20 protein-coding genes are annotated in these 25,072 nt (G+C 72.6%); 11 read left to right on the top strand and 9 right to left on the bottom strand.

All coding sequences use genetic code 11. The features are described 5' to 3' along the window. Window positions 1–37: 37 nt before the first annotated feature. A complete protein-coding gene (locus OG823_RS13585) occupies window positions 38–1,645 on the bottom strand; it encodes a chitinase (RefSeq protein WP_371479766.1) in 1,608 nt (535 codons plus the stop codon). Between the two features lie 391 nt (window positions 1,646–2,036). Between OG823_RS13585 and OG823_RS13580 the strand changes: the two genes are divergently transcribed. The 5 genes from OG823_RS13580 to OG823_RS13560 all read left to right on the top strand — a co-directional run bounded on the left by OG823_RS13580 (window position 2,037) and on the right by OG823_RS13560 (window position 9,020). Continuing rightward, complete coding sequence (locus OG823_RS13580; RefSeq protein ID WP_371479765.1) at window positions 2,037–2,831, top strand: isoprenyl transferase; 795 nt, start codon at window positions 2,037–2,039, stop codon at window positions 2,829–2,831. Window positions 2,832–3,054: 223 nt separating this feature from the next. Continuing rightward, complete coding sequence (locus tag OG823_RS13575; RefSeq protein ID WP_371479764.1) at window positions 3,055–4,389, top strand: PhoH family protein; 1,335 nt, start codon at window positions 3,055–3,057, stop codon at window positions 4,387–4,389. 502 nt (window positions 4,390–4,891) lie between these two features. Then, the gene (locus OG823_RS13570) at window positions 4,892–5,593 is read left to right on the top strand and encodes a transglycosylase SLT domain-containing protein (RefSeq protein WP_371479763.1); all 702 of its coding nucleotides are present in this window, start codon (window positions 4,892–4,894) and stop codon (window positions 5,591–5,593) included. A gap of 324 nt (window positions 5,594–5,917) precedes the next feature. After that, window positions 5,918–7,096, top strand: a complete 1,179-nt coding sequence (locus OG823_RS13565) for an IS30 family transposase (protein ID WP_371479762.1) — start codon at window positions 5,918–5,920, stop codon at window positions 7,094–7,096. A 496-nt stretch (window positions 7,097–7,592) separates the two neighbouring features. Further along, complete coding sequence (locus OG823_RS13560; RefSeq protein ID WP_371479761.1) at window positions 7,593–9,020, top strand: AI-2E family transporter; 1,428 nt, start codon at window positions 7,593–7,595, stop codon at window positions 9,018–9,020. Between the two features lie 77 nt (window positions 9,021–9,097). Here OG823_RS13560 and OG823_RS13555 read toward each other — a convergent pair whose 3' ends face one another. Both OG823_RS13555 and OG823_RS13550 read right to left on the bottom strand, forming a co-directional pair. Further along, on the bottom strand, window positions 9,098–9,640 hold the full coding sequence (locus OG823_RS13555; protein WP_371479760.1) for an alkyl hydroperoxide reductase: 543 nt from the start codon (window positions 9,638–9,640) through the stop codon (window positions 9,098–9,100). Between the two features lie 3 nt (window positions 9,641–9,643). Next, the gene (locus OG823_RS13550) at window positions 9,644–10,195 is read right to left on the bottom strand and encodes a peroxiredoxin (protein ID WP_371479759.1); all 552 of its coding nucleotides are present in this window, start codon (window positions 10,193–10,195) and stop codon (window positions 9,644–9,646) included. Between the two features lie 199 nt (window positions 10,196–10,394). Between OG823_RS13550 and OG823_RS13545 the strand changes: the two genes are divergently transcribed. Beyond that, complete coding sequence (locus tag OG823_RS13545) at window positions 10,395–11,357, top strand: LysR substrate-binding domain-containing protein (RefSeq protein WP_371479758.1); 963 nt, start codon at window positions 10,395–10,397, stop codon at window positions 11,355–11,357. Between the two features lie 215 nt (window positions 11,358–11,572). Here the strand turns inward: OG823_RS13545 and OG823_RS13540 are convergent, their stop codons facing one another. The 3 genes from OG823_RS13540 to OG823_RS13530 all read right to left on the bottom strand — a co-directional run bounded on the left by OG823_RS13540 (window position 11,573) and on the right by OG823_RS13530 (window position 17,943). Continuing rightward, window positions 11,573–13,414, bottom strand: a complete 1,842-nt coding sequence (locus tag OG823_RS13540; RefSeq protein WP_371479757.1) for a SpoIIE family protein phosphatase — start codon at window positions 13,412–13,414, stop codon at window positions 11,573–11,575. Between the two features lie 153 nt (window positions 13,415–13,567). Continuing rightward, the gene (locus tag OG823_RS13535) at window positions 13,568–14,416 is read right to left on the bottom strand and encodes a trans-aconitate 2-methyltransferase (RefSeq protein WP_371479756.1); all 849 of its coding nucleotides are present in this window, start codon (window positions 14,414–14,416) and stop codon (window positions 13,568–13,570) included. 545 nt (window positions 14,417–14,961) lie between these two features. Next, a complete protein-coding gene (locus OG823_RS13530; RefSeq protein ID WP_371479755.1) occupies window positions 14,962–17,943 on the bottom strand; it encodes a BTAD domain-containing putative transcriptional regulator in 2,982 nt (993 codons plus the stop codon). Between the two features lie 215 nt (window positions 17,944–18,158). Between OG823_RS13530 and OG823_RS13525 the strand changes: the two genes are divergently transcribed. After that, window positions 18,159–18,386: a hypothetical protein gene (locus tag OG823_RS13525; protein ID WP_371479754.1), complete on the top strand. Its 228-nt coding sequence runs from the start codon at window positions 18,159–18,161 to the stop codon at window positions 18,384–18,386. Window positions 18,387–18,494: 108 nt separating this feature from the next. Here OG823_RS13525 and OG823_RS13520 read toward each other — a convergent pair whose 3' ends face one another. After that, entirely contained in the window at window positions 18,495–18,758 is a 264-nt protein-coding gene (locus tag OG823_RS13520; RefSeq protein WP_371479753.1) for a hypothetical protein, read from the bottom strand. A gap of 203 nt (window positions 18,759–18,961) precedes the next feature. On the opposite strand from OG823_RS13520, the gene OG823_RS13515 reads away from it, so the two are divergent. Continuing rightward, window positions 18,962–19,720, top strand: coding sequence for a GntR family transcriptional regulator (locus OG823_RS13515; protein WP_371479752.1), 759 nt, complete (start codon window positions 18,962–18,964; stop codon window positions 19,718–19,720). Window positions 19,721–19,864: 144 nt separating this feature from the next. Here OG823_RS13515 and OG823_RS13510 read toward each other — a convergent pair whose 3' ends face one another. Continuing rightward, window positions 19,865–21,529, bottom strand: a complete 1,665-nt coding sequence (locus tag OG823_RS13510) for a fumarate hydratase (protein ID WP_371479751.1) — start codon at window positions 21,527–21,529, stop codon at window positions 19,865–19,867. 160 nt (window positions 21,530–21,689) lie between these two features. On the opposite strand from OG823_RS13510, the gene OG823_RS13505 reads away from it, so the two are divergent. Beyond that, window positions 21,690–22,406, top strand: coding sequence for a DUF1707 domain-containing protein (locus OG823_RS13505; RefSeq protein WP_371479750.1), 717 nt, complete (start codon window positions 21,690–21,692; stop codon window positions 22,404–22,406). Window positions 22,407–22,684: 278 nt separating this feature from the next. Further along, entirely contained in the window at window positions 22,685–23,047 is a 363-nt protein-coding gene (locus tag OG823_RS13500; RefSeq protein WP_371484466.1) for a WhiB family transcriptional regulator, read from the top strand. 127 nt (window positions 23,048–23,174) lie between these two features. Here OG823_RS13500 and glpX read toward each other — a convergent pair whose 3' ends face one another. Further along, window positions 23,175–24,230, bottom strand: a complete 1,056-nt coding sequence (glpX, locus tag OG823_RS13495; RefSeq protein WP_371479749.1) for a class II fructose-bisphosphatase — start codon at window positions 24,228–24,230, stop codon at window positions 23,175–23,177. Window positions 24,231–24,446: 216 nt separating this feature from the next. Between glpX and OG823_RS13490 the strand changes: the two genes are divergently transcribed. Beyond that, a complete protein-coding gene (locus OG823_RS13490) occupies window positions 24,447–24,980 on the top strand; it encodes a DUF4245 domain-containing protein (protein ID WP_371479748.1) in 534 nt (177 codons plus the stop codon). Window positions 24,981–25,072 lie beyond the last annotated feature (92 nt).

The following is a 25,072-nucleotide window of genomic DNA, read 5'->3' as shown; positions in this document are numbered from 1 at the left end:
CGCCGGCTCCTCCCTCAAGGAGTGGCGCGCCCGGGAGTTACGGCATGTTGTGGACGAAGCTGCCCACGGTGTTGGAGAAGTCGTTGCCGTTGGCAGCGTCCCAGTTGGTGGACCAGGTCATCGCGCCGCGGATGGTCGGCCACTTGGCCGGCGGGACGAAGCTGCCGCAGTGGTTGCCGGTCGCCAGGCAGTCCAGCGCGTTGTCGACCAGGGCCGAGGAGACGTAGCCGCTGCCCGCGCCCTTGGCGGACGCCGGGACACCGATGCCGACCTGGTCGGGACGCAGGCCGCCCTGGATGTGGGTGCAGACCTGGGCGGTGATGAAGTCGACGGTGCCCTGGTTGTAGACCTTGCCGTCGCAGCCGTTCATGCCGCCCGAGTTGTAGAACTGGGTGTTGACGACGGTCAGGATGTCCTTGACGTTCAGCGCCAGCTGGAAGTAGTTGCCGGAGGTGCTGTACATCCCGATCGTCTCGGGGGCCATGGTCAGGACGAAGTTGGAGCCGACCTTGCCCGCCAGGGTGTGCAGCGACTGCGCCATGTAGGTGGCGTCGACGCCGTTCTCCAGGTCGATGTCGACACCGTCGAAGCCGTACTGCTGGATCAGCGCGTACGCGTTGTTGGCGAAGGTGGTCGCGGCGGCGGAGTTGGCGACGCTGATCGCGCCGTTCTGGCCGCCGACCGAGAGGACGACCTTCTTGCCGGCCGCGTGCTTGACGGCGATGTCGGCCTTGAAGTCGGCGTCGGTGTAGCCGCCCAGCGCGGTGGAGAGCTTCGGGTCGAGCGTGAAGCTGATCCCGCCGGACGTGGTGGTCGCGTCGGCGAAGGACACCGCGATGATGTCGTACGCGCTCTGGACGTCCTTGAGCTTCTGGACGGTCGCGCCGTTGTCGAAGTTCTGCCAGTAGCCGGTCAGCACGTGCTTCGGCAGGCCGGTCACGGGCGGCTGGGTGGCCGTCGCGGTGGCGGTCGGCGACGCGGTCGCGGTGGGGGAGGCGGTGGCGGTCGGCGAAGCGGTCGGCGACTTGGTGGCGGTCGGCGAGGCCGTCGCGGTGGGGGAGGCGGTGGGGGTCGGCGAGGCCGTCGCGGTGGGCGAGGGGCTCGGCGAGGCGGTGCCGGCCGGGCCGGTCAGGGTGATGTCGTCGGCGCTGTAGGCGGCCTGTCCGTACCAGCCGTGCACGTAGAGGGTGACGCTGCTGGTGGAGGCGCCGGTGGTGAAGCTGGTGCTGAGCTGGTTCCAGCTGCTCTGGGCCGACCAGGTGCTCGGGTCGGTGCCGCCGGTGCCGCTGGCGCCGAGGTAGACGTACGGGCCCTGGACCCAGCCGGCCAGCGTGTAGCTGGTGTTGGGGAGCACCGAGACGGTCTGGCGGCACTCGGCGGTGTCACCGGCGCCGGGCGTCGCGAGCAGCGCGCCGCTGCCCGAGTGGACCGGGGAGCCGACCGCGGCGGTCGTGCCGGTACAGGTCCAGCCGGACAGGCCGCTCTCGAAGCCGCCGTTGACCGCCACGTTGCCGACGGCGGCGCTGGCGCCACCGGCGAACAGGGCCAGACCGGTGCCCGCCAGGGCGAGGGCCGTGGTGCCGGCCGCGAGGGCGGGCAGAGTGCGCCGGCGCTTGTGCGCGGGCTGGTTCAGCGTACGGGCCATGGTGGCGTCGCTCCTGTGGGAGGAGGGAGCGGCCGCCGCGGTGGGGGGCGCGGCGGCCGCGGTTGTGGGGGAGGGAAGGTCCGCAGAACTGCTCGTGGGGGTTGGGGTGGTGATGGGAGTCACTCGCCCTGGCACACAAGCTGGACTAGACCAATAGGGATCGTCAAGCATCCAGGGCCGACTTACGAATCCCTTAAGGAAGCGGAGACCGTTCCGTATCCGACCCGACCCAGTACCCGTGATCTGGCGCCCACCCTCCGGGGCCACCCGCGACGCCCGACCGTGATCGGACCGGGACCTGCGGCTTTACCGTCGGAGACCAGGCGGGAGTAGGCTGCGCCGCGGGGTTGTACGCACCCCAAGTGAATGAGCACGGAGGGGCCGGAAAACCATGGGTCTGCGCGATGTCGTCGAACGCACGCCGGGTCTGCGCACCCTGCTCGACGGTATGTACGGCCTCTACGGCCGTCGGGTCGAGGTGCACCTCGCCCGTACCCCCCACCACGTCGGTGTGATCCTGGACGGCAACCGCCGCTGGGCCAAGGCCACCGGGGGCACCACCGCCTACGGGCACCAGCGTGGTGCCGACAAGATCAGCGAGTTCCTGGGCTGGTGCGACGAGACGCACGTCAAGGTCGTCACGCTCTGGATGCTCTCCACCGACAACCTCTCCCGGCCCGCCGAGGAGCTCGTCCCGCTGCTCGGGATCATCGAGGACGCCGTCACCGGCCTCGCCGCCGCGCACCGCTGGAAGGTCAACCCGGTCGGCGCACTGGACCTCCTCCCGCCGAAGACCGCCGGCGTCCTCAAGCAGGCGGCCCAGGACACCGCGCACATCGACGGCATCACGGTCAACGTCGCGGTCGGCTACGGCGGCCGGCACGAGATCGCCGACGCCGTCCGCTCGCTCCTCCAGGAGCACGCCGGCCGCGGCACCTCGATCGAGGAGCTCGCCGAGATCCTCGACGTCGAGCACATCGCCGAGCACCTCTACACCAAGGGCCAGCCCGACCCCGACCTGGTGATCCGCACCTCCGGCGAACAGCGCCTGTCCGGCTTCCTGCTCTGGCAGAGCGCCCACAGCGAGTTCTACTTCTGCGAGGCGTACTGGCCGGCCTTCCGCAAGGTGGACTTCCTGCGGGCGTTGCGTGACTTCCAGCAGCGCAACCGGCGGCTGGGGCTCTGAATCCCGGCGTTCCGGGCCTGACGGGCCGTGCGGGATCCGACATGCTGACGTACCCGGCGGCGGCCGGGGCAAACGTTCACCAGGAATGATCCGTCAGTTCGCTCCGGCGCGAATGCACCACCCCTCGCCTGGGAATACTCGGATCAGACCGGTACCCAGGCCGCCGGGGCCGCGGGGGCCGGTATGCCGCGGGTGACGCAGGGTCATCCGCCCTGGAGGCCTAGTGGTCAGTTCCAAGAGCCGCCGGACACCAGACCGGCGCACGTACGTTCTCGACACCAGCGTGCTCCTGGCAGACCCCCTCGCCATGACGCGCTTCGAGGAGCACGAGGTCGTCCTGCCGGTGGTGGTGGTGACCGAGCTGGAGGCCAAGCGCCACCACCCCGAGCTGGGCTACTTCGCGCGTCAGGCGCTTCGCCTGCTCGACGACTACCGCATCCGGTACGGCCGCCTCGACGAGCCGATCCCGGTGGGCGAACTCGGCGGCACGATCAGGGTGGAGCTGAACCACTCGGACACGTCGATCCTGCCGGCCGGCTACCGCATCGGCGGCGGCGAGGCGGACACCCGCATCCTCGCGGTGGCCCGCAACCTTCAGGCGGAGGGGTACGACGTCACCGTCGTCTCCAAGGACCTGCCGCTGCGGATCAAGGCCAGCTCGGTCGGCCTGCTGGCCGAGGAGTACCGGGCCGAACTCGCCTCTACGTCCGGCTGGACGGGGATGGCCGAGCTGCACGTCTCCGGCGACCAGGTGGACGCGCTGTTCGGCGCCGGCCACGACGCGGCGGTGGACGTGGAGGGCGCCGAGGAGCTGCCGGTCCACACCGGACTGGTGCTCACCTCGGAGCGCGGCCGCGCTCTCGGCCGGGTGGCCGGGGACGGCCGGGTGCGGCTGGTGCGCGGTGACCGGGAGGCCTTCGGGCTGCGCGGGCGCAGCGCCGAGCAGCGGGTCGCGTTGGACCTCCTGCTCGACCCGGAGATCGGCATCGTGTCGATGGGCGGCCGGGCCGGCACCGGAAAGTCGGCGCTGGCGCTCTGCGCCGGCCTGGAGGCCGTGCTGGAGCGCCAGCAGCACCGCAAGGTGATGGTGTTCCGCCCGCTCTACGCGGTCGGCGGCCAGGAGCTGGGCTACCTGCCCGGATCCGAGTCGGAGAAGATGGGCCCCTGGGCGCAGGCGGTCTTCGACACCCTCTCCGCCGTCACCACCCCGGACGTGATCGAGGAGGTGATCTCCCGGGGGATGCTGGAGGTGCTGCCGCTCACCCACATCCGCGGGCGCTCCCTGCACGACGCCTTCGTGATCGTGGACGAGGCCCAGTCACTGGAACGCAACGTGCTGCTCACGGTGCTGTCCCGGATCGGCCAGGGCTCGCGGGTGGTGCTCACCCACGACGTGGCGCAGCGGGACAACCTGCGGGTGGGCCGCCACGACGGCGTCGTGGCGGTGGTGGAGAAGCTGAAGGGGCACCCGCTGTTCGCCCACATCACGCTGACCCGCTCGGAGCGTTCGCCGATCGCGGCGCTGGTCACGGAGATGCTGGAGGACATCCAGCTCTGAGCAACGGCCGGGCGTGCGCCGGATCGGCGATGCGACAAATGGGACGTAACTCCCATTGACGGTCAATTCTCTGCGTGCAGCCCGCTCCTGATGGAGCGGGCTTCACGTTTGTCATCACATCTGACTGCCTTTTGTCTGCCGAACGGGGGAATTTCCCGCGTCGATCGATTGTGAGATGCGCCACGCAGACGGGAATTGCGCCGGAGATGCCCGGTGCGGCATGGTGAGTTCCCTGTCAGGCCCCGCGTACGGCACGACAGGGCCCCTTCGCCGGGGTCCGCGCCACCAAGACGGTGGCGGTGTGTGCGAAAAGCCCGCCAACTCCGGTCGGTGGGAGAACAACTGAAAACCTGAGCCGTACGCCGCCCGATCAACACGCCCTGCCGGGTCACCCCGGTGGGCGACGGGCCAGCACCTCCCGTGACCGGTTTCGGCGGAGGACAGTGCCAAGGGGCATGTTGCGCCCTACGGTCACGCGTGGGTGATGCTGGAAGGAAACCATGTGACTCGGATCTCGGTCCGGGGAGTTGCTGTGGCCTCCGCCACCGTCGTCACCGCTGTCGGTGCCGTCGCGGGTGTGGCCTCGGGCAGCGAGGGCAAGACCGCACAGACGGTCGATGTCGCAGGATCCACCCTGCTTGCCGACGTCCCCTCTGGCGCCCAGGCGCAGACCATCAGTGACCACTTCAGCGAGCAGGCCAGCGCCCAGCAGGCCTCGGCCGACGCTGCCGCGAAGAAGGCGGCCGAGGAGGCAGCGCGCCAGAAGGCCGCCGCCGACGCGCAGGCCAAGGCCGACGCGGAGAAGGCCGCCAAGGCGGCCGAGGACAAGCGGGTGGCCGACGAGGCCGCCGCCAACCGCGCCAAGGCCCGCTCGGCCATGACCGCGGTCGACGCCACTGCGGTGTCGGTCAGCCCCGGTTCGGTGCAGGCGCTCGCCCAGCAGATCATCGGCGACGACTCGCAGTTCCAGTGCTTCAGCCAGATCGTGAAGCGCGAGAGCGGCTGGAACTACACGGCCACCAACGCCGGCTCGGGCGCGTACGGCCTGGTCCAGGCGCTGCCCGGCTCCAAGATGGCCACGGCCGGCGCGGACTGGCGCACCAACCCCGCGACCCAGATCAAGTGGGGCCTCGGCTACATGAACACCCGCTACGGCAGCCCCTGCGGTGCCTGGTCGTTCTGGCAGTCGCACCACTGGTACTAGGACCGCCCGTACCCGGAGCGACCGACCGGGTACCGGATGTCGCACCCGAGAACCCCCGGACGCACCTGGCGGGTTCTAGCGATCCCCGCAACACCCTGGATTCAGGGAGTTGCGGGGATCGTGGATTTTGAGGGCTTGAAGGCGAGGTTCTTCGAGGCGCTGGACCGGGAGAACGGCAGTGTCACGGGTGCGGCCCGGGCAGTCGGGGTGAGCCGTCACACGGCGGCCGGGTGGGCGCGGAAGGCCGGTGTCCGTGGCCGTGGGAAGCCGGGAAGGGACGGGCACCCGGGGCGGGCGGAGTACGACCGGCTTCGCGCGGCCGGGGTGCGACGGCAGGACGCCGCCGTGCAGGTCGGGGTCCACGAGCGCACTGCCCGGGACTGGGATCGCGGGATTCGGCAGATCGGTCACGCGCGCATCTACCCCGATGGGCGCAGGATCGACTACACAACGGGTATGACCAGCACCGTTACCGGCACGTCGGCGCCCTCGACAGCGGCGGTCGAGGCCGGACTGCACCCACGGTTCCTGACGGTGGGCGAGCGGGAGCTGATCGCCGACATGCGTCGGGAGGGCCGGTCGCTGCGGGCGATCGGGCGGGCCCTGGGCCGGCCGGCCTCCACCGTCAAGCGCGAGATCGACACCCGTGCGGTCGACGGCGTCTACCGGCCGCACCGGGCCCAGCGGGCATGGGCGGGAAGCCGGTCGCGCCCCAAGGAGTCCAAGCTCGCCCGGGCGGGTTCGCTGCGCGAGTTCGTCGCGGGCAAGCTGCGGGAGCGGTGGTCGCCCGAGCAGATCTGTCACGCTCTGGTCATCGAGTTCCCCGACGACGAGAGCATGCGGGTGAGTCCGGAGACGATCTACCAGGCGATCTACGTCCAGGCACGTGGCGGGCTGCGACGCGAGGTCGCACTCGCACTGCGCACCGGCCGAACCCGCCGCAAGCCGCACCGCAGCCCCGAGCAGCGCACCCGCCGGTTCGTCGACGAGATGGTGATGATCTCCGAGCGGCCTGCCGAGGTCGAGGACCGGGCGGTGCCCGGCCACTGGGAGGGCGATCTGATCGTCGGCCCCCGCAGCGAGAGCGCGATCGTGACCCTGGTCGAGCGCTCCACCCGCTACGTCATGCTCGGGCACCTGCCCGGCGGGCACACCGCCGCGGAGGTCCGCGACGTGCTGGTGCCCTTGATCCAGACACTGCCCGAGCACCTACGCGGCTCACTGACCTGGGACCAGGGCTGCGAGATGGCAGCGCACAAGCAGTTCACCGTCGCCACGGGAGTACCGGTCTACTTCTGCGATCCGCACTCCCCCTGGCAGCGCGGATCGAACGAGAACACCAACGGCCTGCTACGGCAGTACTTCCCCAAGAGCACCGACCTGTCCGTGCACAGCCCCGAAGACCTCGAACACGTCGCCCAGCAACTCAACGGCCGGCCACGCAAAACGCTCGGCTGGAAAACTCCAGCCGAGCGCCTGCGTGATCTACTGACGACCGCATAGGTCATCAGGTGTTGCGAGGACCCCAAGAATCCGCCCCTCGCGGCCCGGGGGTTCTCGCGTGTGCGCGCGGCCCGGGGGTTCTCGCGTGTGCGCGACCCCGGCCGTCGGCCGTCGCCCGCCCGCCCGCCCGGGCGGGGACGGGCCGCGCCGCCCGGCGACGCTGACCAGTGCGCGCGGGCGGTGCGGTCCTGGGTGCGGACGCGGAGCGGGGAAGGGGTCCTGGTTGCTTCCCTCGCCGACCGGTCCGCCGACGGTTGGTTCTCGGGCCTTCGTTCGGGTACCTCCCCGTCGTCCGCAGAACTGAAACCACCGGTTCCGCCGTGTTTGTGGTGATTTCTCACCGGCTCTTCGGCCCGCCCCGGACGGAAACCCGGCGGTCGCCCGGAATCCCCGTTCGGCGGGCGGGTAGCGTCATCCCGACAGCCGTGGCGGGACCACGGCGTTTCCGCCGGGTCCGCCGGGTCCGGCGGTCCGGTGGTAGCGGCGGTGGGACGACATGACACGGGGCGGAAAAGCGTTCAGGGCAGCGGCCACCGGGCTGGCGCTGGTCGCCCGCGCGGCGGCCGGCATCGAGCGGCGGCGGCGCGCGGCGATCGCCGCCGAATCCGAGGGCGCGCCGGACCAGGCCCCGGCCGACCCGGACGTGCTCGACGAGTACGTCCCCTCGCCCCGCCGCGCCGAGGCCGGCTCGCCGCCCGACCTCGCGCCCCTGCCGTCGACCCCCGCCGTGCTCGGCCGTGAGCTGCACCCCGGCCGCCCGGCCACCCCGGCCGAGGCGGTGCCCTGGGGCCTGCGGGTCGCCGCCGAGTCGACCTGGCGCCTGCTGCTGCTGGGCGCCGCGCTGTACGTGCTCTTCCGCGTGGTCGACATGCTGCGCCTGGTCGCCTTCGCGGTGCTCGCCTCGCTGCTGATCTCCGCGCTGCTGGAGCCCACCGTCTCCTGGCTGCGCCGGCGCGGTGTGCCGCGCTCGCTGGCCGCCGCCGGCACGTTCCTGAGCGGCCTGGCCGGAATAGGACTGGTCGGCTGGTTCGTGGTCTGGCAGGTGACGACCAACCTCCCGTCGGTCACCGTGCGGGTCCAGGACGGCGTCGACAAGCTCCGGCACTGGCTGGTGATCGGGCCGCTGCACCTGACCCAGCAGCAGATCAACGACTTCGCCAAGCAGATCACCACGGCGATCAACGCCAACTCCGAGCAGATCACCTCGGCCGGCATCACCGGCGCCCAGATCGCCGTCGAAGTCCTCACCGCCATGCTGCTGGCCTTCTTCACCACCTTCTTCCTTCTCTACGACGGCGAGAAGATCTGGAACTGGGTGCTGCGCGGTCTGCCCCGGCAGTCCCGGTACGCGATGGCGGGCGCCGGTCCGAAGGCGTGGGCGACGCTCACCGCGTACGTCCGGGGCACGGTCTGCGTGGCCTTCATCGACGCGGTCTGCATCGGTGTCGGGATCGAGTTGCTGGGCGTCCCGCTGGCCCTGCCGCTGGCCGTGATCATCTTCCTCGGCGCCTTCGTCCCGCTGGTCGGCGCCCTGGTCACCGGGACCATCGCGGTGCTGATCGCGCTGGTCACCGAAGGTCCGTTCACCGCGCTGATGGTGCTGGTGGTGCTGGTGGCCGTGCAGCAGATCGAGGGCCACATCCTGCAGCCGCTGATCCTCGGCCGCGCCGTGCGGGTCCACCCGCTCGGTGTGGTGCTCGGTGTCGCGGCCGGCTCGATCGTCGGCGGCATCGGCGGCGCCATCGTCGCCGTCCCGCTGATCGCCGTCACCAACACCGTGGTCGCCCATCTGCGCCGCCGCAACGAGGCCGGGCAGGAGGTCTTCGTCGCTCTCGAAGCGGCCAGGGAGGCCGCGGCCGCCCGGACCCCGGCGGCGTCCGCCGCGGCCGCGCCCGATCCGGCGGTGGCCGTACCGGCCGAGTAGGGCCCGGCCCGGCAGACGCGCCGAGGGCCCCGCCGGTGGTCCGGCGGGGCCCTCGGGCAGGCGTGCGACGGTTCGCGTCAGGCGTCGACGCCCGCGAGAACGGCCTCGGAGTCGAGGGTCGCGGCGACGGCCTGGACGACCGCGGCGATCTTCGCGGAGGCCTGGATGACCTCGCGGTCGACACCCGCCTTGCGGAGCACGGCCTCGTGCGAGTCGAGGCACTGGCCGCAGCCGTTGATCGCGGAGACCGCGAAGCACCAGAGCTCGAAGTCGGCCTTCTCGACGCCCGGGGTGCCGATGATGTTCATCCGCAGGCCGGCCCGCATGCTGCTGTACTCCTTGTCGGAGAGCAGGTGCAGCGTCCGGTAGTAGACGTTGTTCATCCCCATGATCGCGGCCGCACCCTTGGCGGCGTTGTACGCCTCGGGGGTGAGGTGCTCACGGGCCTCGGGCTCCAGCCCGCGCAGCACCGAGGGGCTGCGGGTGGCCATCGCGCAGGCGAGGACGGTGCCCCAGAGCTGCTGGGCCGGGAGGTCGGAGTTGCCGATGACCGCGCTCAGGTTGAGCTTGAGGTCCTTGGCGTACTCCGGAAGAGCGGCCTTCAGGTCGTCCAGCGCCATCGGTCAGCCCGCCAGGAGCTGGTCGGCGTCCAGGGTGGCCTCGCCCTTGGTCCAGTTGCACGGGCAGAGCTCGTCGGTCTGCAGGGCGTCGAGCACCCGCAGGACCTCCTTGGGGTTACGGCCGACCGAACCCGCGGTCACCATGACGAACTGGATCTCGTTGTTCGGGTCCACGATGAACACCGCGCGCTGGGCGGTGCCGTCCGCGCCCTCGACGCCGCACGCCTGCATCAGCTCGTGCTTGATGTCGGCCAGCATCGGGAAGGGCAGGTCGCGCAGGTCCTTGTGGTCCTTGCGCCAGGCGTGGTGGACGAACTCCGAGTCGCCGGAGACGCCGAGGATCTGGGCGTCGCGGTCGGCGAACTCCTCGTTGAGCTTGCCGAACGCGGCGATCTCGGTCGGACAGACGAAGGTGAAGTCCATCGGCCAGAAGAACACGATCTTCCACTTGCCCTCGTAGGACTTGTGGTTGATCTCGGCGAACGCGTTCGCGGCGTCGAGGTCGACACAGGCGTTGAGTTCGAACTCGGGGAACTTGTCACCGATCGTGAGCACGTTCGCTTCTCCTGGGTTTGAGATGTGAGGGCTGACGTCCGTATTGCCTATGATTCGACAGTTTCCGGACGTGATCCACCGTGCCACACCGGCTACTGATCACAGAAATAGCTAGACTCGATGTGTCTGATCGGAGAGAGCTATCAATACCCAGCAGCCCAAGCCCCGCCGGGAACGACCGCGCAAACCGGACGGCGCTGTGGCGAACGGCACAGCGGCCGGCTCCCAGCGCGGGCCCCGCACGCCGACCGTTGCGCAGCTCAGAGCCTTCGTGGCGGTCGCCGAGCACCGGCACTTCCGGGACGCCGCCGCTGCCACCGGAACCAGCCAGCCGGCCCTGTCCGGAGCGGTCGCGGCGCTGGAGGACGCGCTGGGCACGCAGTTGGTCGAGCGTACGACGCGCAAGGTCATCATCACCCCCCTGGGGGAGCGCGTGCTCGATCACGCGCGCCGGGTGCTCTCCTCGCTGCACGCCCTCACCGAGGAGGTCGAGGCGGCCCGCCGCCCGTTCACCGGGCCACTGCACCTCGGCGTCATCCCCACCGTCGCGCCCTACCTGCTGCCGGCCGTGCTGCGGCTGGTCCGCCACAGCTACCCGGACCTGGAACTGCACGTCCACGAGGAGCGCACACCGTCGCTGCTGGACGGCCTGGCGGGCGGCCGCCTGGACGTCCTGCTGCTCGCCCTCCCCACCGGCGGCGGCTCGCCCACCCGCGACCTCCCGCTGTTCGACGAGGACTTCGTCCTGGTCACCCCGCCCGACCACCGGCTGGCCGGCCGGATCGACGTGCCGCGCGACGTCCTGCTCGACCTGGACGTCCTGCTGCTGGAGGAGGGCCACTGCCTGCGCGACCAGGCGCTGGACATCTGCCGCGAGGTGGGCAACGACCAGGCCGTCGGCAGCACCCGGGCCGCCGGGCTCTCCACCCTCGTCCAACTGGTCGCCGGCGGTCTCGGCGTCACCCTGCTGCCGGCCACCGCCCTGGACGTCGAGGCCGGCCGCAGCGACCGGCTGGCCGCCGTCCGCTTCGCGACGCCCGCTCCGGGCCGCCGGATCGGCCTGGCCACCCGGCCCGGCTCCGCGCGCAGCGCGGAGTACGACCGCTTCGCCGGCTCGCTGCGGGAGGCGCTGCGACACCTTCCGGTCCGGATCGTGGAGTGAGCGGGGCCGCCACCGGGTGAGCGGCGCCCCCGCCCCGCCGACGGCCGGTGCCCGGCGCGAGCCGTCGGACCGGCTCGGGGCGGCCGCCGCCCGGAGCCGGCCACCCCGGCTCAGGGCGCCTCGGCTCAGGCCACCCCTGCTCAGTGCGCCCCGGCTCAGGCCACCCCGGCTCAGTGCGCCTCGGCTCAGGCCACCCCTGCTCAGTGCGCCCCGGCTCAGGGCAGTCGCTGCTCGAACCAGACCACCTTGCCGGTGCCCAGTCGGGTGGCGCCCCAGCGATCCGCCAGCCTGGCGACTATCTGCAGGCCCCGGCCGCGTTCCTCGTCCGGCGTGGCCCGGCGCCGGCGGGGGAGCAGGGGACTGTCGTCGCCGACCTCGCAGCGCAGCCGCGAGGTGCGGACCAGGCTGAGGGTGACCGGCCGGGTGGCGTGCTGGACGGCGTTGGTGACCAGCTCGCTGACCATCAGCTCGGTGGTCTCGGTGAGGTGTTCCAGGCCCCAGCGGCGCAGCGTGTGGGCGGCCAGCCGGCGCGCGCGGCCGGGCGTCTCGTGCCGCGGCTGCAGGTACCAGTGGGCGACGTCCTCGGCGGGGATGCCGTCGAAGGAGGCGGCCAGCAGCGCGATGTCGTCGCCCCGGTCGCCGGGCGGGAGGATCCGCAGCGCGTCCTGGCACATGTGCTCGGGGGAGTGGCGGTGGGAGGTGGCGAGCCGGGCCCGGAGCAGCTCCAGGCCGGTGCCGATCGGCCGGCGCCGGGTCTCCACCAGGCCGTCGGTGAACAGCAGCAGCGCCGAGCCGGGCGGGGCGGGCAGCTCGACGGAGTGGAAGTCCACCCCGCCGACCCCGATCGGCGCGCCCGAGGGCAGGTCGAGCAGCTCGGCGCGGCCGTCCGGCCGGACCATCACGGGCGGCACGTGCCCGGCGTTGGCGAGCACCACCCGGTTCGCGATCGGGTCGTAGACCGCGTACACGCAGGTGGCCAGGTGCTGCTCGCGGCCCAGGCGCTGGGCCTGCTCGTCGAGGTGGTAGAGCACCTCGTGCGGGGGCAGGTCGAGGGCGGCCAGTGTCTGGGCGCTGGTCCGCAGCTGGCCCATGATCGCGGCCGAGGTGAGCGAGTGCCCCATCACGTCGCCGACGATCAGGGCCACCCGGTTGCCCGGCAGCGGTACCGCGTCGTACCAGTCGCCGCCGACCTGCGCGCCCCGCTCGCCGGGCAGGTAGCGGTGCGCCAGCCGGACCCCGTGCGGCTGCGGGAGGTGGGTCGGCAGCATGCTGCGCTGCAACTGGTCGGCGATCTCCCGCTCGTGGGTGTAGCGCAGCGCGGTGTCGACCGCCAGACCGGCCTGGGTGGCCAGATGGGAGGCGGTCGCGGTGTCGGCGAGGTCGAACCCGCCGGCGAACCCGCCGTCGGCGTCGCCCTCCGGGCCCGGACCGGTGGCCGTGCGGCCGGGCCGGCGGATCAGCAGCAGCAGACCGAGAACCGCTTTGCGCCCCCGCAGCGGCAGGGCGAGCACGGAGGTACCGGCGGCGAGCCGGCCGAGCGTACGGGGGCCGTACAGCTCACGCAGCAGCGCGCGGACCCGGGCGTCGTCGGGGCGGCCGAGGACGGCGGGCTGGGCCCGCTCCCGGCGCAGCAGCGCGCGGGCCAGCGCGCCACCGGGCCGCACGGGCGTGACGGGGCCGTCGACGGAGCGGCCGCCGATCCTGGTGCCGTGGCTGTGGTGGACCCGCAGCGCGGTGGGGCAGCCCGGGTCGCGCTCGACGTTCGGCAACGGCTCGCGCAGGTGCACGACGGCGGCGTCGGCCATCGCGGGGGCCAGGACCCGGCAGAGGTTGCGCAGCGTCGCGGCGAGGTCCAGCGCGGAGTTGATCCGCCGGGTCGCGGCGTCCAGGTAGGCGAGCCGCTCGGCGACCCCGCCCGGATCCCGGCCCGGATCCCCGGCGGGCTCCTCCGGGATCTCGCCGGCGCAGGACTCCTCGGGGCCGTGGCCCGGCGAGGGGCGCCGCTGCGACGGCACGGCGGGCGGCCGCCCGGCCTCGGGGGTGAGCTGGTCGCGCACGGCTGCCTGTCCTGGGAGTCGGGGTCGGTGTCCGGGCGGCGCCGGCAGCGGCCGCCCGGGCTTGGGTCTGGCTCCGGCCGGCCGGCTTCGACTGGCTGGAATCGTACGGACTCGGTTCGTACCGGCTCGGTCGGGGGCCCGGGCCGTTGACGCTCAGTCCGAGCGCCGACAGCACAGGAACAGCTGCTCCTCCGGGGGCAGGGCGGTCCTGGCCGGTGCGTACGGCAGCCCGAACTGCTCCTCGACGGTGAACCCCGCCTCCACCAGCACGTGTTCCAGATCCTCCCGCAGATAGCCGCTGATCCGCAGGGTGGTGCCGAGGAAGGGCAGCGCGACGTGGTCCAGATCCGCCTCCACCATGCCCAGCGCCAGCAGGCCGCCGGGGCGCAGCAGGCACCGGATCCGGGCCAGCACGGTCGGGATCTCGTCCTGCGGGAGCAGGATGAGGGAGAAGAACGCGGTCGCGGCGGCGAACCGGCCGGCCGCCCGCGGGCCGAGCCCGGGCAGACCCCAGGCGTCGGTGGCCCGGTCGGTCGCCAGGTCGTACATGTCGATCCGGTGGTGGACGGCCTGCGGCACGGCGCGGCGGGCCAGCTCCAGCATCCCGTCGGACAGGTCGACACCGGTGACGGCCAGACCGCCGTCGGTGAGCCGGCGGACGGTCGGCTCACCCGTCCCGCAGCCCACGTCCAGCACTTCGGCGCCGGGCTCCAGCTCGCCGAGCAGCCACTCGCCGCAGGCCAGCTGGCCGCCCTTCGCCGGGAAGGCCTCACCGTAGTCGGTGCCGATCGAGTCGAACGCGACGGCCTGCAGGGCGCGTTCGCTGCGGCGGCGAAGGAGCGCGGCGGCCTCGCCCCGGGCGCGGGCGGAGGACTCGGCGGCCTCGCCCCGGGCGCGGGCGGAGGACTCGGCGGCCCGCGCGGCGGCGGGGCGGCTCGCACGGGCACCCGGGCCGGCCACGCCGGCGGCGGGTGGAGGATCGGAGATCTGTCCGGTCGTCACGATTGAGAGGCACCCTTCCACCCTGGCCGCCGGTCGGCGGTACGAGGCAGGGCGCCGGCACCGTACGTCCTCGCCGGCCTCCTGCCGGTGGCGGTCTGTCACGCTCCCCGTGTCACCGCGTCACTCCGTGTTGAAGTCCTGGTGCTCCACCGCTGTCCGGATCGCCCGCCGCCCGCATCGCCCGCCGTCCGCGCCGACGGCTGCGGTGTGCGCTGATCTCCGAGAATATGCGTGATCACTGGGTCGTGGGGTCCCTTTTTGGCCAACTCGCGCCCATCGCACCGAATACGGGCCGGGCGCGGCGGCGCGCCGGAGCTCCCCGGGGTGGTGCGCACCGGTGGCGCACGCCGCATGGCGCGCCGGACCACCTGCGGCGACCTGCGGATTCCGCCGAGGGCTCGGCGTTTATCGAACGTCAATCGGCCCGGTGCACAGTGGGGACCAGCGCCGGGGAAGCGTCGCTGGTGATCCCGCAGCCGGGGGGCTGCGGGGGCACCGGGCGCCTCCCGGGGGGATCGCCCTCCGGTCGGGGGACGGGGGGGGGGCTACGGCGCGGGGGGAGTGGAAGGCTCGGTGTGTCGCTGCTGTCGGGAGATGAGGTCCAGCACGGGGGAGGCCTCTGGCACACCGAGCCGGGTGAAGATCGCGTACGCCTCCTGCAGGCAGGCCAGGGCGCGTGCGGGCTGGGCCAGTTGCAGGAGGGCCTCGCCGAGCGCGGCGTTGGCCATGCCCTGGCAGTAGGCCGCGTCCAGCTCCCTGGCGATGGCCAGCGACTCGTCGGCGGCCTCGGCGGCCTCGGCCAGCTGGCCGTTCACCAGCAGCCCGGCCGCGAGCCTGGCCAGGGTGTAGGCCTCCCAGAGCCGGTTCTGCTGTGCCTGGTAGAGCTGGTGGGCCTCGCGCAGGTGGGTGGTGGCACCGCCGGTGTCCCCGGTCGACACCAGGATGACGCCGAGCTGGTAGAGCGTGTCGGCCAGGCAGGGCCCGCCGCCGGCCCGCCGGGCGGTGGCCACCGCCTCGCGCACCGACAGGACGGCCGACCCGGTCCGTCCGACGTCCAGTTGGGCGCGGGCGATGTTGCCGAGCAGGCGTGCCTCGCTGCTGGGCACCCCGATGACGCGGCTGATCGCCAGGGACTGCTCGAAGAACGGCAGGGCCTCGGCGGGGCGGTGCGCGATGTTCAGCATGATGCCCAGCAGGTTGGCCACCATGGAGCGCAGCATGGTCACGTCCTGCTCGCCCTGCAGCCGCAGGCTCTCCCGCAGTGAGACCTCCGCGCTCTGGAACTCGCTGGTGACGTGCTGCAGGAAGCCCTGGACGTAACGGACCCGGGCCAGTACGGCGGTGTCGTGGTGCGACCGCGCGCTGGTGTCGGCGGTGTCCAGGATGCGGCGGATGCGCTGGCCGTGGGTGGGGTCCTCGATCATGCTGTTCAGCACGATCATCAGGTCCACGGCGGGCCGCAGCAGTTCGGACGGGCCCTGGACGGCCGCCTCGACGCCGCTCAGCAGCAGCGCCATCTCGGACCGCATCCAGTTCCGCGCCCCGGCTCCGCTGACGAAGCCGAGCCCGACGGGCGGCAGCGCGTTCAGCGGCTCGGGCAGCAGGTCGTCGGGTTCGATGGCGGCGGCGGCGTTGAGCAGGGTGGCGAGTAGCAGCTCCAACAGCCGGCGCAGGGCCGACTCCTGCTCCGCCACCGCCTGGAGCTTCTCGTTCTGGCGCTGGGCGTAGAGCCGGAGCAGGTCGTGGTAGCGGTAGCGGCCGGGGCTGTAGCACTCCAGCATGTTGGCCTCGACCAGGGACTCGGCCAGCTCCTCGGCGCGGTCGTCGTCGAGACCGAGCAGCGCCGCGACCGCGCTCAGCGGCAGGTCGGGCGAGTCGACCAGGGACAGCAGCCGGAACGCCCGGGCCTCCGCGGGCTGGAGCTGCCCGTAGCCGAGCCCGATGGTGGTCTCCACCGCCAGGTTGCCCAGCTGGAGTTCGGCGAGTCGGCGCCGTTGGTCCGCTAACCGACGGGCCAGGTCGGAGACGCTCCAGCGCGGCCGGCCGGCCAGCCGGGCGGCCGCGATCCGGACCGCGAGCGGCAGGAAGCCGCAGGCGGTCACCACGGCGAGCGAGGCCTCCGGCTCGGCCCTGGCCCGGTCCTCGCCGATGATGGCCGAGAACAGTGCCAGGGCCTCGTCGGTGGTCAGCTCCTCCACGTCGACCAGGTGGGCGCCGGGGATCCCGGCCAGCCGGGAGCGGCTGGTGGCCAGCACCGCGCAGCCGGAGACGCCGGGGATCAGCGGCATCAACTGACCGGCGTCCTGGGCGTTGTCGAGCAGGATCAGCATCCGGCGGTTCGCCAGCAGCGAGCGGTAGAGGGCGGCCCGCTGCTCCAGCGAGTCCGGGGCCTCGCTGACGCCGAGGGCGTGCAGGAAGTCGCCCAGCACCACGGCCGGGTCGGCGGGCATCGCGCCGGCGCCGCGCAGGTCCACGTACAGCTGCCCGTCGGGGAACTCGCCGCGGACGCTGTGGGCGACGTGCACGGCCAGGGTGGTCTTGCCGACGCCGCCGATACCGGCCAGCGAGGTGACCAGCACCGCCTGGCCGGCGGCGCTGCGCAACACCTCCCGGAGTTCGCCGACCAGCTCGGTCCGGCCGCTGAAGTCGGACACGTCGGCCGGGAGTTGGGCGGGCGGGGTGAACGCCGGCGACTCCTCGCGGCCGCCGGCCGCCGGTTCCGCGGGCAGTGCCTGCATCAGGGTCGGGTCCGCGCCGAGGATCCGCGCGTGCATCGCGGCGAGGCCGGCGCCGGGCTCCACGCCGAGCTCGTTGATCAGGAGTTTGCGGGTGTCCGCGTAGAGGCCGAGGGACTCGGCCTGCCGGCCGCAGCGGTACAGCGCGAGCATCAGCAGTTCACGCAGCCGCTCGCGCAGCGGGTGCTCGGAGGTGAGCGAGCTCAGCTCGGCCACCACCTCGGCGTGCAGCCCGATGTCGAGGGCGGCCGCGCAGCGCTCCTCCCAGGTGGTGACCTGCAGTTCCTCCAGGCGCAGCCGCTGGGAGTCGGCGTAGGGTCCGGGCACGCCGGCGAGCGGGCGGCCGCGCCAGAGTGCGAGCGCGGAGGCCAGCAGCCGGTGTGCGTCGTGCGGACTGCCGGTCGCCGCCGCCGTGGCCGCGTCGGCGACTGCCGAGTCGAACACGGAGAGGTCCAGTGCCTCGGGCGAGACGCGCAGCGCGTACCCGTCACTGACCGAGACCAGGAGCTCGGCGGGGGCCCGGGTCTCCCGGTTCGGCTCGATGACGGTGCGCAGCCGGGAGACGTACGTGCGCAGGGCCGCGACGGCCTGCGGCGGCGGGCGCTCCCCCCAGAGGCCGTCGACGAGGTCCTGGGTGGTCACCGGCCTGCCCCGGCGCAGCAGCAGGGAGGTGAGCACGGCCTGTTGCTGGGGGGAGCCGAGGGAGAGGGCCTGCTCACCGCGCCAGGCCTGCACCGGACCGAGCACCTGGAAGCGCAGCGCAGAGGGGTGCGGCGTTTCCCGAAGCTCCATGAATTCCCCCGATGGCCTGTGGCGGGCTCCCCACGCAGCGAGCTCGACGGTCCGCCGTAAGAGCGACAGCTTAGGCGGAGGGACGGAAGCGGTGGAGGAGCGCACCAACGGCACGATGTTTATAGGACATTTAACGACCCCTACGATACTGGCCGGTGCCCCGGCCGATCGGGCCGGGCCGGAAACGATCCGATGACCCGAAAGGCGGCCCGCTCATGGCCAACAACGACACCACGTCCGCAGAGACGACGGCCACCCCGGCCGAGGCCGCCCTGCCGATCGCACCGCAGACCGCCGAGTACGTCCCGTCGGCCGAGGGCGTGCTCCCCACCGGCCTCGACGGCCTGGTCGGGGCGGATCCGGAGGCCGGCCCGGAGATCCTGGCCGACGGCAAGCCGGCGGCGCCCTTCGAGCCGCTGGGTGCCATCACCAACCACCCCTAGCGGTCGTGGCATGACGCCGCACCCGAGCCCTCCGGACGCCCCGGGTCACAGATGGTGACCCGGGGCGTTCGGCCGTCGGCTCGTCGGCTCGTCCGTCCTGTCGGCAGGTCAGGCGGCCCGCGCCGGAGGGGTCGTGGCGGCCCGGCCCCTGGGGGCGGGCCAGTCGCCCGGCTCCCCGCCCGGCTCGCCCTCCGGTACCGGTCCGACGTCCTCGGGGCGTGCCGTCCACTCCACGCCTCCGCCCGCGGGCCGGAGGTAGAGCAGGCCGCCCTCGGTGGCCATGTGGACGCCGTCGCGTCCGGTGCGCCGATCGCGTACGAGTTCGCCCACCCGGGGCCGGTGCGGCCGGTCGGCGCTTCTGAAGATGCTCACTGGATGCTCCCTCGCCGTGCTGCGTGCCGGTTCTCCTCGGATCCGCCGGGCGCGGCGCCGTCGGCGGCGCGGGCGGTGGTCGGTGGCTGACAACGGTTCCTCTCTAGAGAACCACCGCCTCTCTAGACATGTCAATGGGCTCCGCCGCCTCGTCCCGGGCGGGGCCCGGTCGTAAGCTGTCTAGAGAGGAAGAGGGAGAGCCGATGGCCAACAGCAGTGGCGACAGGCAGCCGAAGTACCAGCGGATCGCCAACGCGCTCAAGTCGTCCGTGGAGTCCGGTGAGTACCGCCCCGGTGACCGGCTGCCCGGCGAGAACGATCTGATGGAGACGTACGGCGTGGCCCGCATGACGGCGCGTCAGGCGCTGGGGGTGCTGCAGAGCGAGGGCATCGCGGAGGCCCGCAAGGGTGCCGGGGTCTTCGTCCGCGACTTCCGGCCGCTGCGCCGGCGCGGCATCCAGCGGCTCGCGCAGGGGCACTGGGGCTCGGGGCGCTCGATATGGTCCGCGGACCTCGCGAGTCGGAGCCTGGTGGTGGACCAGGTGACGGTCGAGGCGCAGGGCGCGCCCGAGCACGTCGCCGGGGTTCTCGGGGTGAAGCCCGGCGCGGAGATGTGCGTGCGGCACCGCCGATTCGTGCTGGACGGCAAGCCCGTACTGATCTCGACGTCCTACCTGCCCGCGGGCCTGGTGGCGGGCACGGCCATCACCCGGGAGGACACCGGCCCGGGCGGGACGTACGCGCGGCTGGCGGAGATAGGGGCCAAGCCCGTGCACTTCCGCGAGGAGATCCGCTCCCGGATGCCCGCCGCCGAGGAGGCCGCCCGGCTCGAACTGCCCGCCGGCACACCGGTGATCCTGATCTGCCGCACCGCCTTCGCGGAGGAGGGGCAGCCGGTGGAGGTGAACGAGATGGTGCTGGACGCGGCCTCGTACGTGCTGGAGTACGACTTCGACGCCTGAGCCCGCTGCGAGCCCGGGTGGCCCGTGCCGGTCGCCCGGGCCCCGGGCCCCGGGCTCCGGGCCCGCCCCCGACCCCGGGCGACCGGCACGGGCGCGGGCGACGGTGTGTCCCGGCCGCGCCGGGCGGCCGGGACACCCGCGCGGCTACTGCGCGGAACGGGTCCGGATGCTGGTGATCAGCGGGCCCTGGGTGGTCTCGGCGAAGAAGTCGTTGCCCTTGTCGTCGACCACGACGAAGGCGGGGAAGTCCTCGACCTCGATCCGCCAGACCGCCTCCATGCCCAGCTCGGCGTACTCCAGGACCTCCACCTTCTTGATGCAGTCCTGGGCGAGACGGGCGGCCGGGCCGCCGATCGAGCCGAGGTAGAAGCCGCCGTGCGCGGCGCAGGCGTCGGTGACCTGCTTGGAGCGGTTGCCCTTGGCGAGCATCACCATCGAGCCGCCGGCCGCCTGGAACTGGTCGACGTAGGAGTCCATCCGGCCGGCCGTGGTGGGGCCGAAGGAGCCGGAGGCGAAGCCCTCGGGGGTCTTGGCCGGACCGGCGTAGTAGACCGGGTGGTCCTGGAGGTACTTGGGCATGCCCTCGCCCGCGTCCAGCCGCTCCTTGATCTTGGCGTGCGCGATGTCGCGGGCGACCACCAGCGTGCCGGTGAGCGAGAGGCGGGTCTTCACCGGGTACTTGGAGAGCTCGCTGCGGATGGCCGCCATCGGCTGGTCGAGGTCGATCCGCACCACGTCGTCGTCGAGGTGGTCGTCGGTGGTCTCCGGCAGGTACTTGGCCGGGTCGGTCTCCAACTGCTCCAGGAAGACGCCCTCGGCGGTGATCTTGCCGAGTGCCTGGCGGTCCGCGGAGCAGGAGACGGCCATCGCGACCGGCAGCGAGGCCCCGTGGCGCGGGAGGCGGATCACCCGCACGTCGTGGCAGAAGTACTTGCCGCCGAACTGGGCGCCGATGCCGATCTTCTGGGTGAGCTCGACGACCTTGGCCTCCAGCTCCAGGTCGCGGAAGCCGTGGCCGGTGGCGGAGCCGCTGGTCGGCAACTCGTCCAGGTAGTGCGCCGAGGCGTACTTGGCGGTCTTCAGCGCGAACTCGGCGCTGGTGCCGCCGACCACGATCGCCAGGTGGTACGGCGGGCAGGCGGCCGTGCCCAGCGAGCGGATCTTCTGCTCCAGGAAGGCGAGCATCGAGGCCTCGTTGAGGATGGCCTTGGTCTCCTGGTACAGGTACGACTTGTTGGCGCTGCCGCCGCCCTTCGCCATGAAGAGGAACTTGTACGCGTCGCCGTCGGTGGCGTACAGCTCGATCTGGGCGGGCAGGTTGCTGCCGGTGTTCTTCTCGTCCCACATGGTCAGCGGGGCCATCTGCGAGTACCGCAGGTTGAGCTTGGTGTACGCGTCGAACACGCCGCCCGCGATGGCCGCCTCGTCGCCGCCCTCGGTCAGGACGTTCTGGCCGCGCTTGCCCATCACGATCGCGGTGCCGGTGTCCTGGCACATCGGCAGGATGCCGCCGGCCGAGATGTTGACGTTCTTCAGCAGGTCCAGCGCGACGAACCGGTCGTTGGGGCTGGCCTCCGGGTCGTCCAGGATGCGCCGCAGCTGGGCGAGGTGGGCCGGGCGCAGGTAGTGCGAGATGTCGTGCATCGCCTCCGCGGTGAGCAGCCGGAGTGCCTCGGGCTCGACCTTGAGGAAACGGCGCCCCCCGGCCTCGAAGGTGGAGACGCCCTCGGAGGTGATCTTGCGGTAGGGGGTGGGATCCGCACCGAGGGGGAGCAGGTCGGTGTAGGCGAACTCTGGCGTGGGAGCCATGGGGGCGGTCCTTAAGGGTGATCCGGCTGCGGCGGCGAAGCACCCTCAAGGGTAGGCGTCCGCAATCCCGGGTACGCGCGCAGGTCGGCCAGGGTGACGGGAGTCACGGGAATCGGCGGGAACGGTCGTTCGGTACGGCGGCGGTGGCTAGTCTTGCCCCGTGGACAACTCGCCGTCGCAGGACGACCAGGGGCAGATGCCCGTACCCATGACCAAGCCCGCGGCGGAGCCCGCGCGCACCCCCGTGGCCGAGGCGGACCTGCGGGCCTCGGACGCCGACCGGGAGCGGGTCGCCGAGCTGCTGCGCGACGCGTACGCCGAGGGGCGGCTGGACGTCGACGAGCACGCCGAGCGGATCGAGGCGGCGTACGGCGCCAGGACCCTCGGCGAGCTGGCGCCGCTGACCCGCGACCTTCCCGCACACCACTCGATCTCCTTCGAGAAGCCGCCGCTCGGCGCCGGGACGCCGGGGCGCGCGCCGCTGCCGCCCGCCCGGCAGGAGGCGCCGACCATGCTCGCGGTCTTCGGCGGGGCCTCCCGCAAGGGCCGCTGGCGGATCGGCTCGCACCTGCGCGCGGTGGCCGTCTTCGGGGGGATCGAGATCGATCTCACCGATGCCGTGTTCGAGTCGCCCGAGGTCGTGATCGAGGTGACGGCGATCTTCGGCGGGGTGGAGATCAAGGTCCCGGAGAACGTCAGCCTGCACGGCGGCGGGGTCGGGATCTTCGGTGGTTTCGACGTCAAGGAGCAGACGGCGGCCGACCCGTACGCCCCGGTCGTCCGGATCAAGGGCGCGGCGGTGTTCGGCGGCTGCGAAGCCAAGCCGCGCAAGGGGAAGAAGCTCAAGGAGTGGGTGCGCAAGCAGCTCGACGGCTGAGCCGGAGCGGGGTCCTCCGTGGCCCGCCGTCAACTGCCGGTCGTGCACTCGGCGTTGCCTTGAGTGCACTGAGTAGTCGGTTGCGTGCGGTGTGCATGAATCGGAGTGGGGCGGGGTAGTTCCTGTCGCACATCGTTTCTTGTACGGCTGTGACACCGGAGGCGGCCTGGGGCCGGCACGGGGGGTGTAGCGCGGGGCAGCCGGGCAGGGACGCGCCTTCCCCGAGTCTTGAGCCTCGTCAGGAGTACGCCGTGCTGCATCCGATCGACTCCCGCGCCATCCGCCGTGCCGCCGCGCCGCAGCCCGCACCGCTGCAGCCGCTCGCACAGGCGCACGACGACGACAGCCCCTGGCACACCGGGGCGGCCTGCTGTCGGGACGAGGCCGGTCTGTTCTTCGCGCCCTCCAAGGAGCCGACCGCGGCCCGACTCGCCCGCGAGGAGCAGGCGAAGCGGGTCTGCGCCCGCTGCCCGGTGCTGCTGGAGTGCCGGGAGCACGCGCTGGCCCAGCCGGAGCCCTACGGCGTCTGGGGCGGTCTGACGGCCGCCGAGCGGCGGGTGGTGCTGGCCCGCCAGCGGCGCCGCGACGTGGAGCTCCGGGAGAGCGCCCGGGTGTCCGCCGCCCGCCGGATAGCGGGCTGACCGCCGCCGGCCGGCCCACCGGAGGCGGCCGGCCCGGAACGCGGCGGCGGCCCCGGCGGAGGGAGATTCCGCCGGGGCCGCCGTTGGTCCGGTGCCGCCCGCTGCCACGACGCCCGCGGGCGCCGGGTCAGTTCGCGCGGTCGAAGTCGATCGCGCTGTACGCCCGCAGCTTGGAGAGCTTGTGGGTGGAGTTGATCTCCCGGATGGTGCCGCTCTTGGAGCGCATCACCAGCGAGCTGGTGGTGGCGGTCTCCTGGCGGTAGTGGACGCCGCGCAGCAGTTCACCGTCGGTGATGCCGGTCGCGACGAAGAACACGTTGTCGCCGCTGACCAGGTCGTTGGTGGTGAGCACCCGGTCGAGGTCGTGGCCGGCGTCGAGGGCCTTCTGCCGCTCGGCGTCGTCCTTGGGCCACAGTCGGCCCTGGATCACGCCGCCCATGCACTTCATGGCGCAGGCCGCGATGATCCCCTCGGGGGTGCCGCCGATGCCGAGCAGCAGGTCGACGCCGGTGCCCTCGCGGGCGGTCATGATGGCGCCGGCCACGTCGCCGTCCGAGATGAACTTGATCCGGGCGCCCGCCTCGCGCACCTGGCGGACCAGGTCCTCGTGACGGGGGCGGTCGAGGATCATCACCGTGACGTCCTCGACGGCGCTGCCCTTGGCCTTGGCGACCCGGCGGATGTTGACGGCCGGCGGGGCCGTGATGTCGACGAACTCGGCGGCCTCGGGGCCGGCCACGAGCTTGTCCATGTAGAACACCGCGCTCGGGTCGAACATGGTGCCGCGGTCCGCGACCGCCAGGACCGCGACCGCGTTGGCCATGCCCTTGGCGGTCAGGGTGGTCCCGTCGACCGGGTCCACCGCGACGTCGCACTCGGCGCCGGTGCCGTCGCCGACCCGCTCGCCGTTGTAGAGCATCGGCGCCTCGTCCTTCTCGCCCTCCCCGATGACGACGATGCCGTTCATCGAGACGGTGGAGACGAGCGTGCGCATGGCCTTGACCGCGGCGCCGTCGGCGCCGTTCTTGTCACCGCGGCCGACCCAGCGGCCGGCCGCCATGGCGGCCGCCTCGGTGACCCGGACGAGTTCGAGTGCGAGGTTCCGGTCGGGAGCCTCGGGTGCTACCTCAAGGGACTGCGGGAGGGTGTTCGGGTAGCTGGACTGCACAGCGTGCGTGGTCATCGTCGTTACCTCTCTGTACGCGACGGCCAGTAAGCGTCCGACTACTGCCCGAGTCGAACGCCATGGTGAGGGTCTTGCGATCGTATCCGGCCCCCGGAGCACTGTCTGTGGCGCGGGTCCCGGGCCCCCGGTGCTTCGGGTGGCTTTGCCCCTGTTCACCCGTGCGTGGGTACCCCGGGTGTCGGCCGCCGCGGTGCGATGGGTCACCATGAGGGGGTGGCAGGCAAGAGCAGCATGAGGAGCCGGCAGTCGGTACGGGACATGATCCTGTCGATGCTGGCGGTCGGTGGTGTGGTCGCGGTCGCGTACGTCTTCGTGCCGCATTCCGAGGGTGACGGCGTGCAGCCGGTCCAGTACCAGGTGGCCGCGGCGTCGGCGAAGCGGGCCGCACCGTTCCCGCTGCTCTCCCCGGAGGGTCTGCCGCAGAAGTGGCGGGCCACCTCCGTGGAGTACCACGACGCGAGCAGCAAGGGCTCGGACGGGCACAGCAGTTGGCACCTCGGCTTCGTGACCCCCTCCGGCCAGTACGCGGCCGTCGAGCAGAGCGACGCTCCCCGCGAGGAGTTCCTGGCCGCGCAGGTGGCCGGCGGCGCGGCCGACGGCACCGCCGCGGTGTCCGGGGCGACCTGGGACAAGGTGCAGGGCGCCAAGGCCCGCGCGCTGGCGGTCCCGTCGGGCACGGCGACCACGCTGGTCACCGGCACCGCCTCGTACGAGGAACTGACGGAGCTGGCCCGGGCCCTGAAGTGAGCGGGCCCGGCCCGGACGGGCCGGCCGCTCCCGGTGCCCGACTCCCCTCCCGCCCCGAACGCGCAGCGGCCCGCCACCCCGACGGGGGTGGC

It is taken from the genome of Kitasatospora sp. NBC_00315 (assembly GCF_041435095.1).
In the GTDB taxonomy this organism is placed as follows: domain Bacteria; phylum Actinomycetota; class Actinomycetes; order Streptomycetales; family Streptomycetaceae; genus Kitasatospora.
The sequence above is the reverse complement of the archived record's forward strand: the minus strand, read 5'-3'. Positions and strand labels throughout refer to the sequence as shown.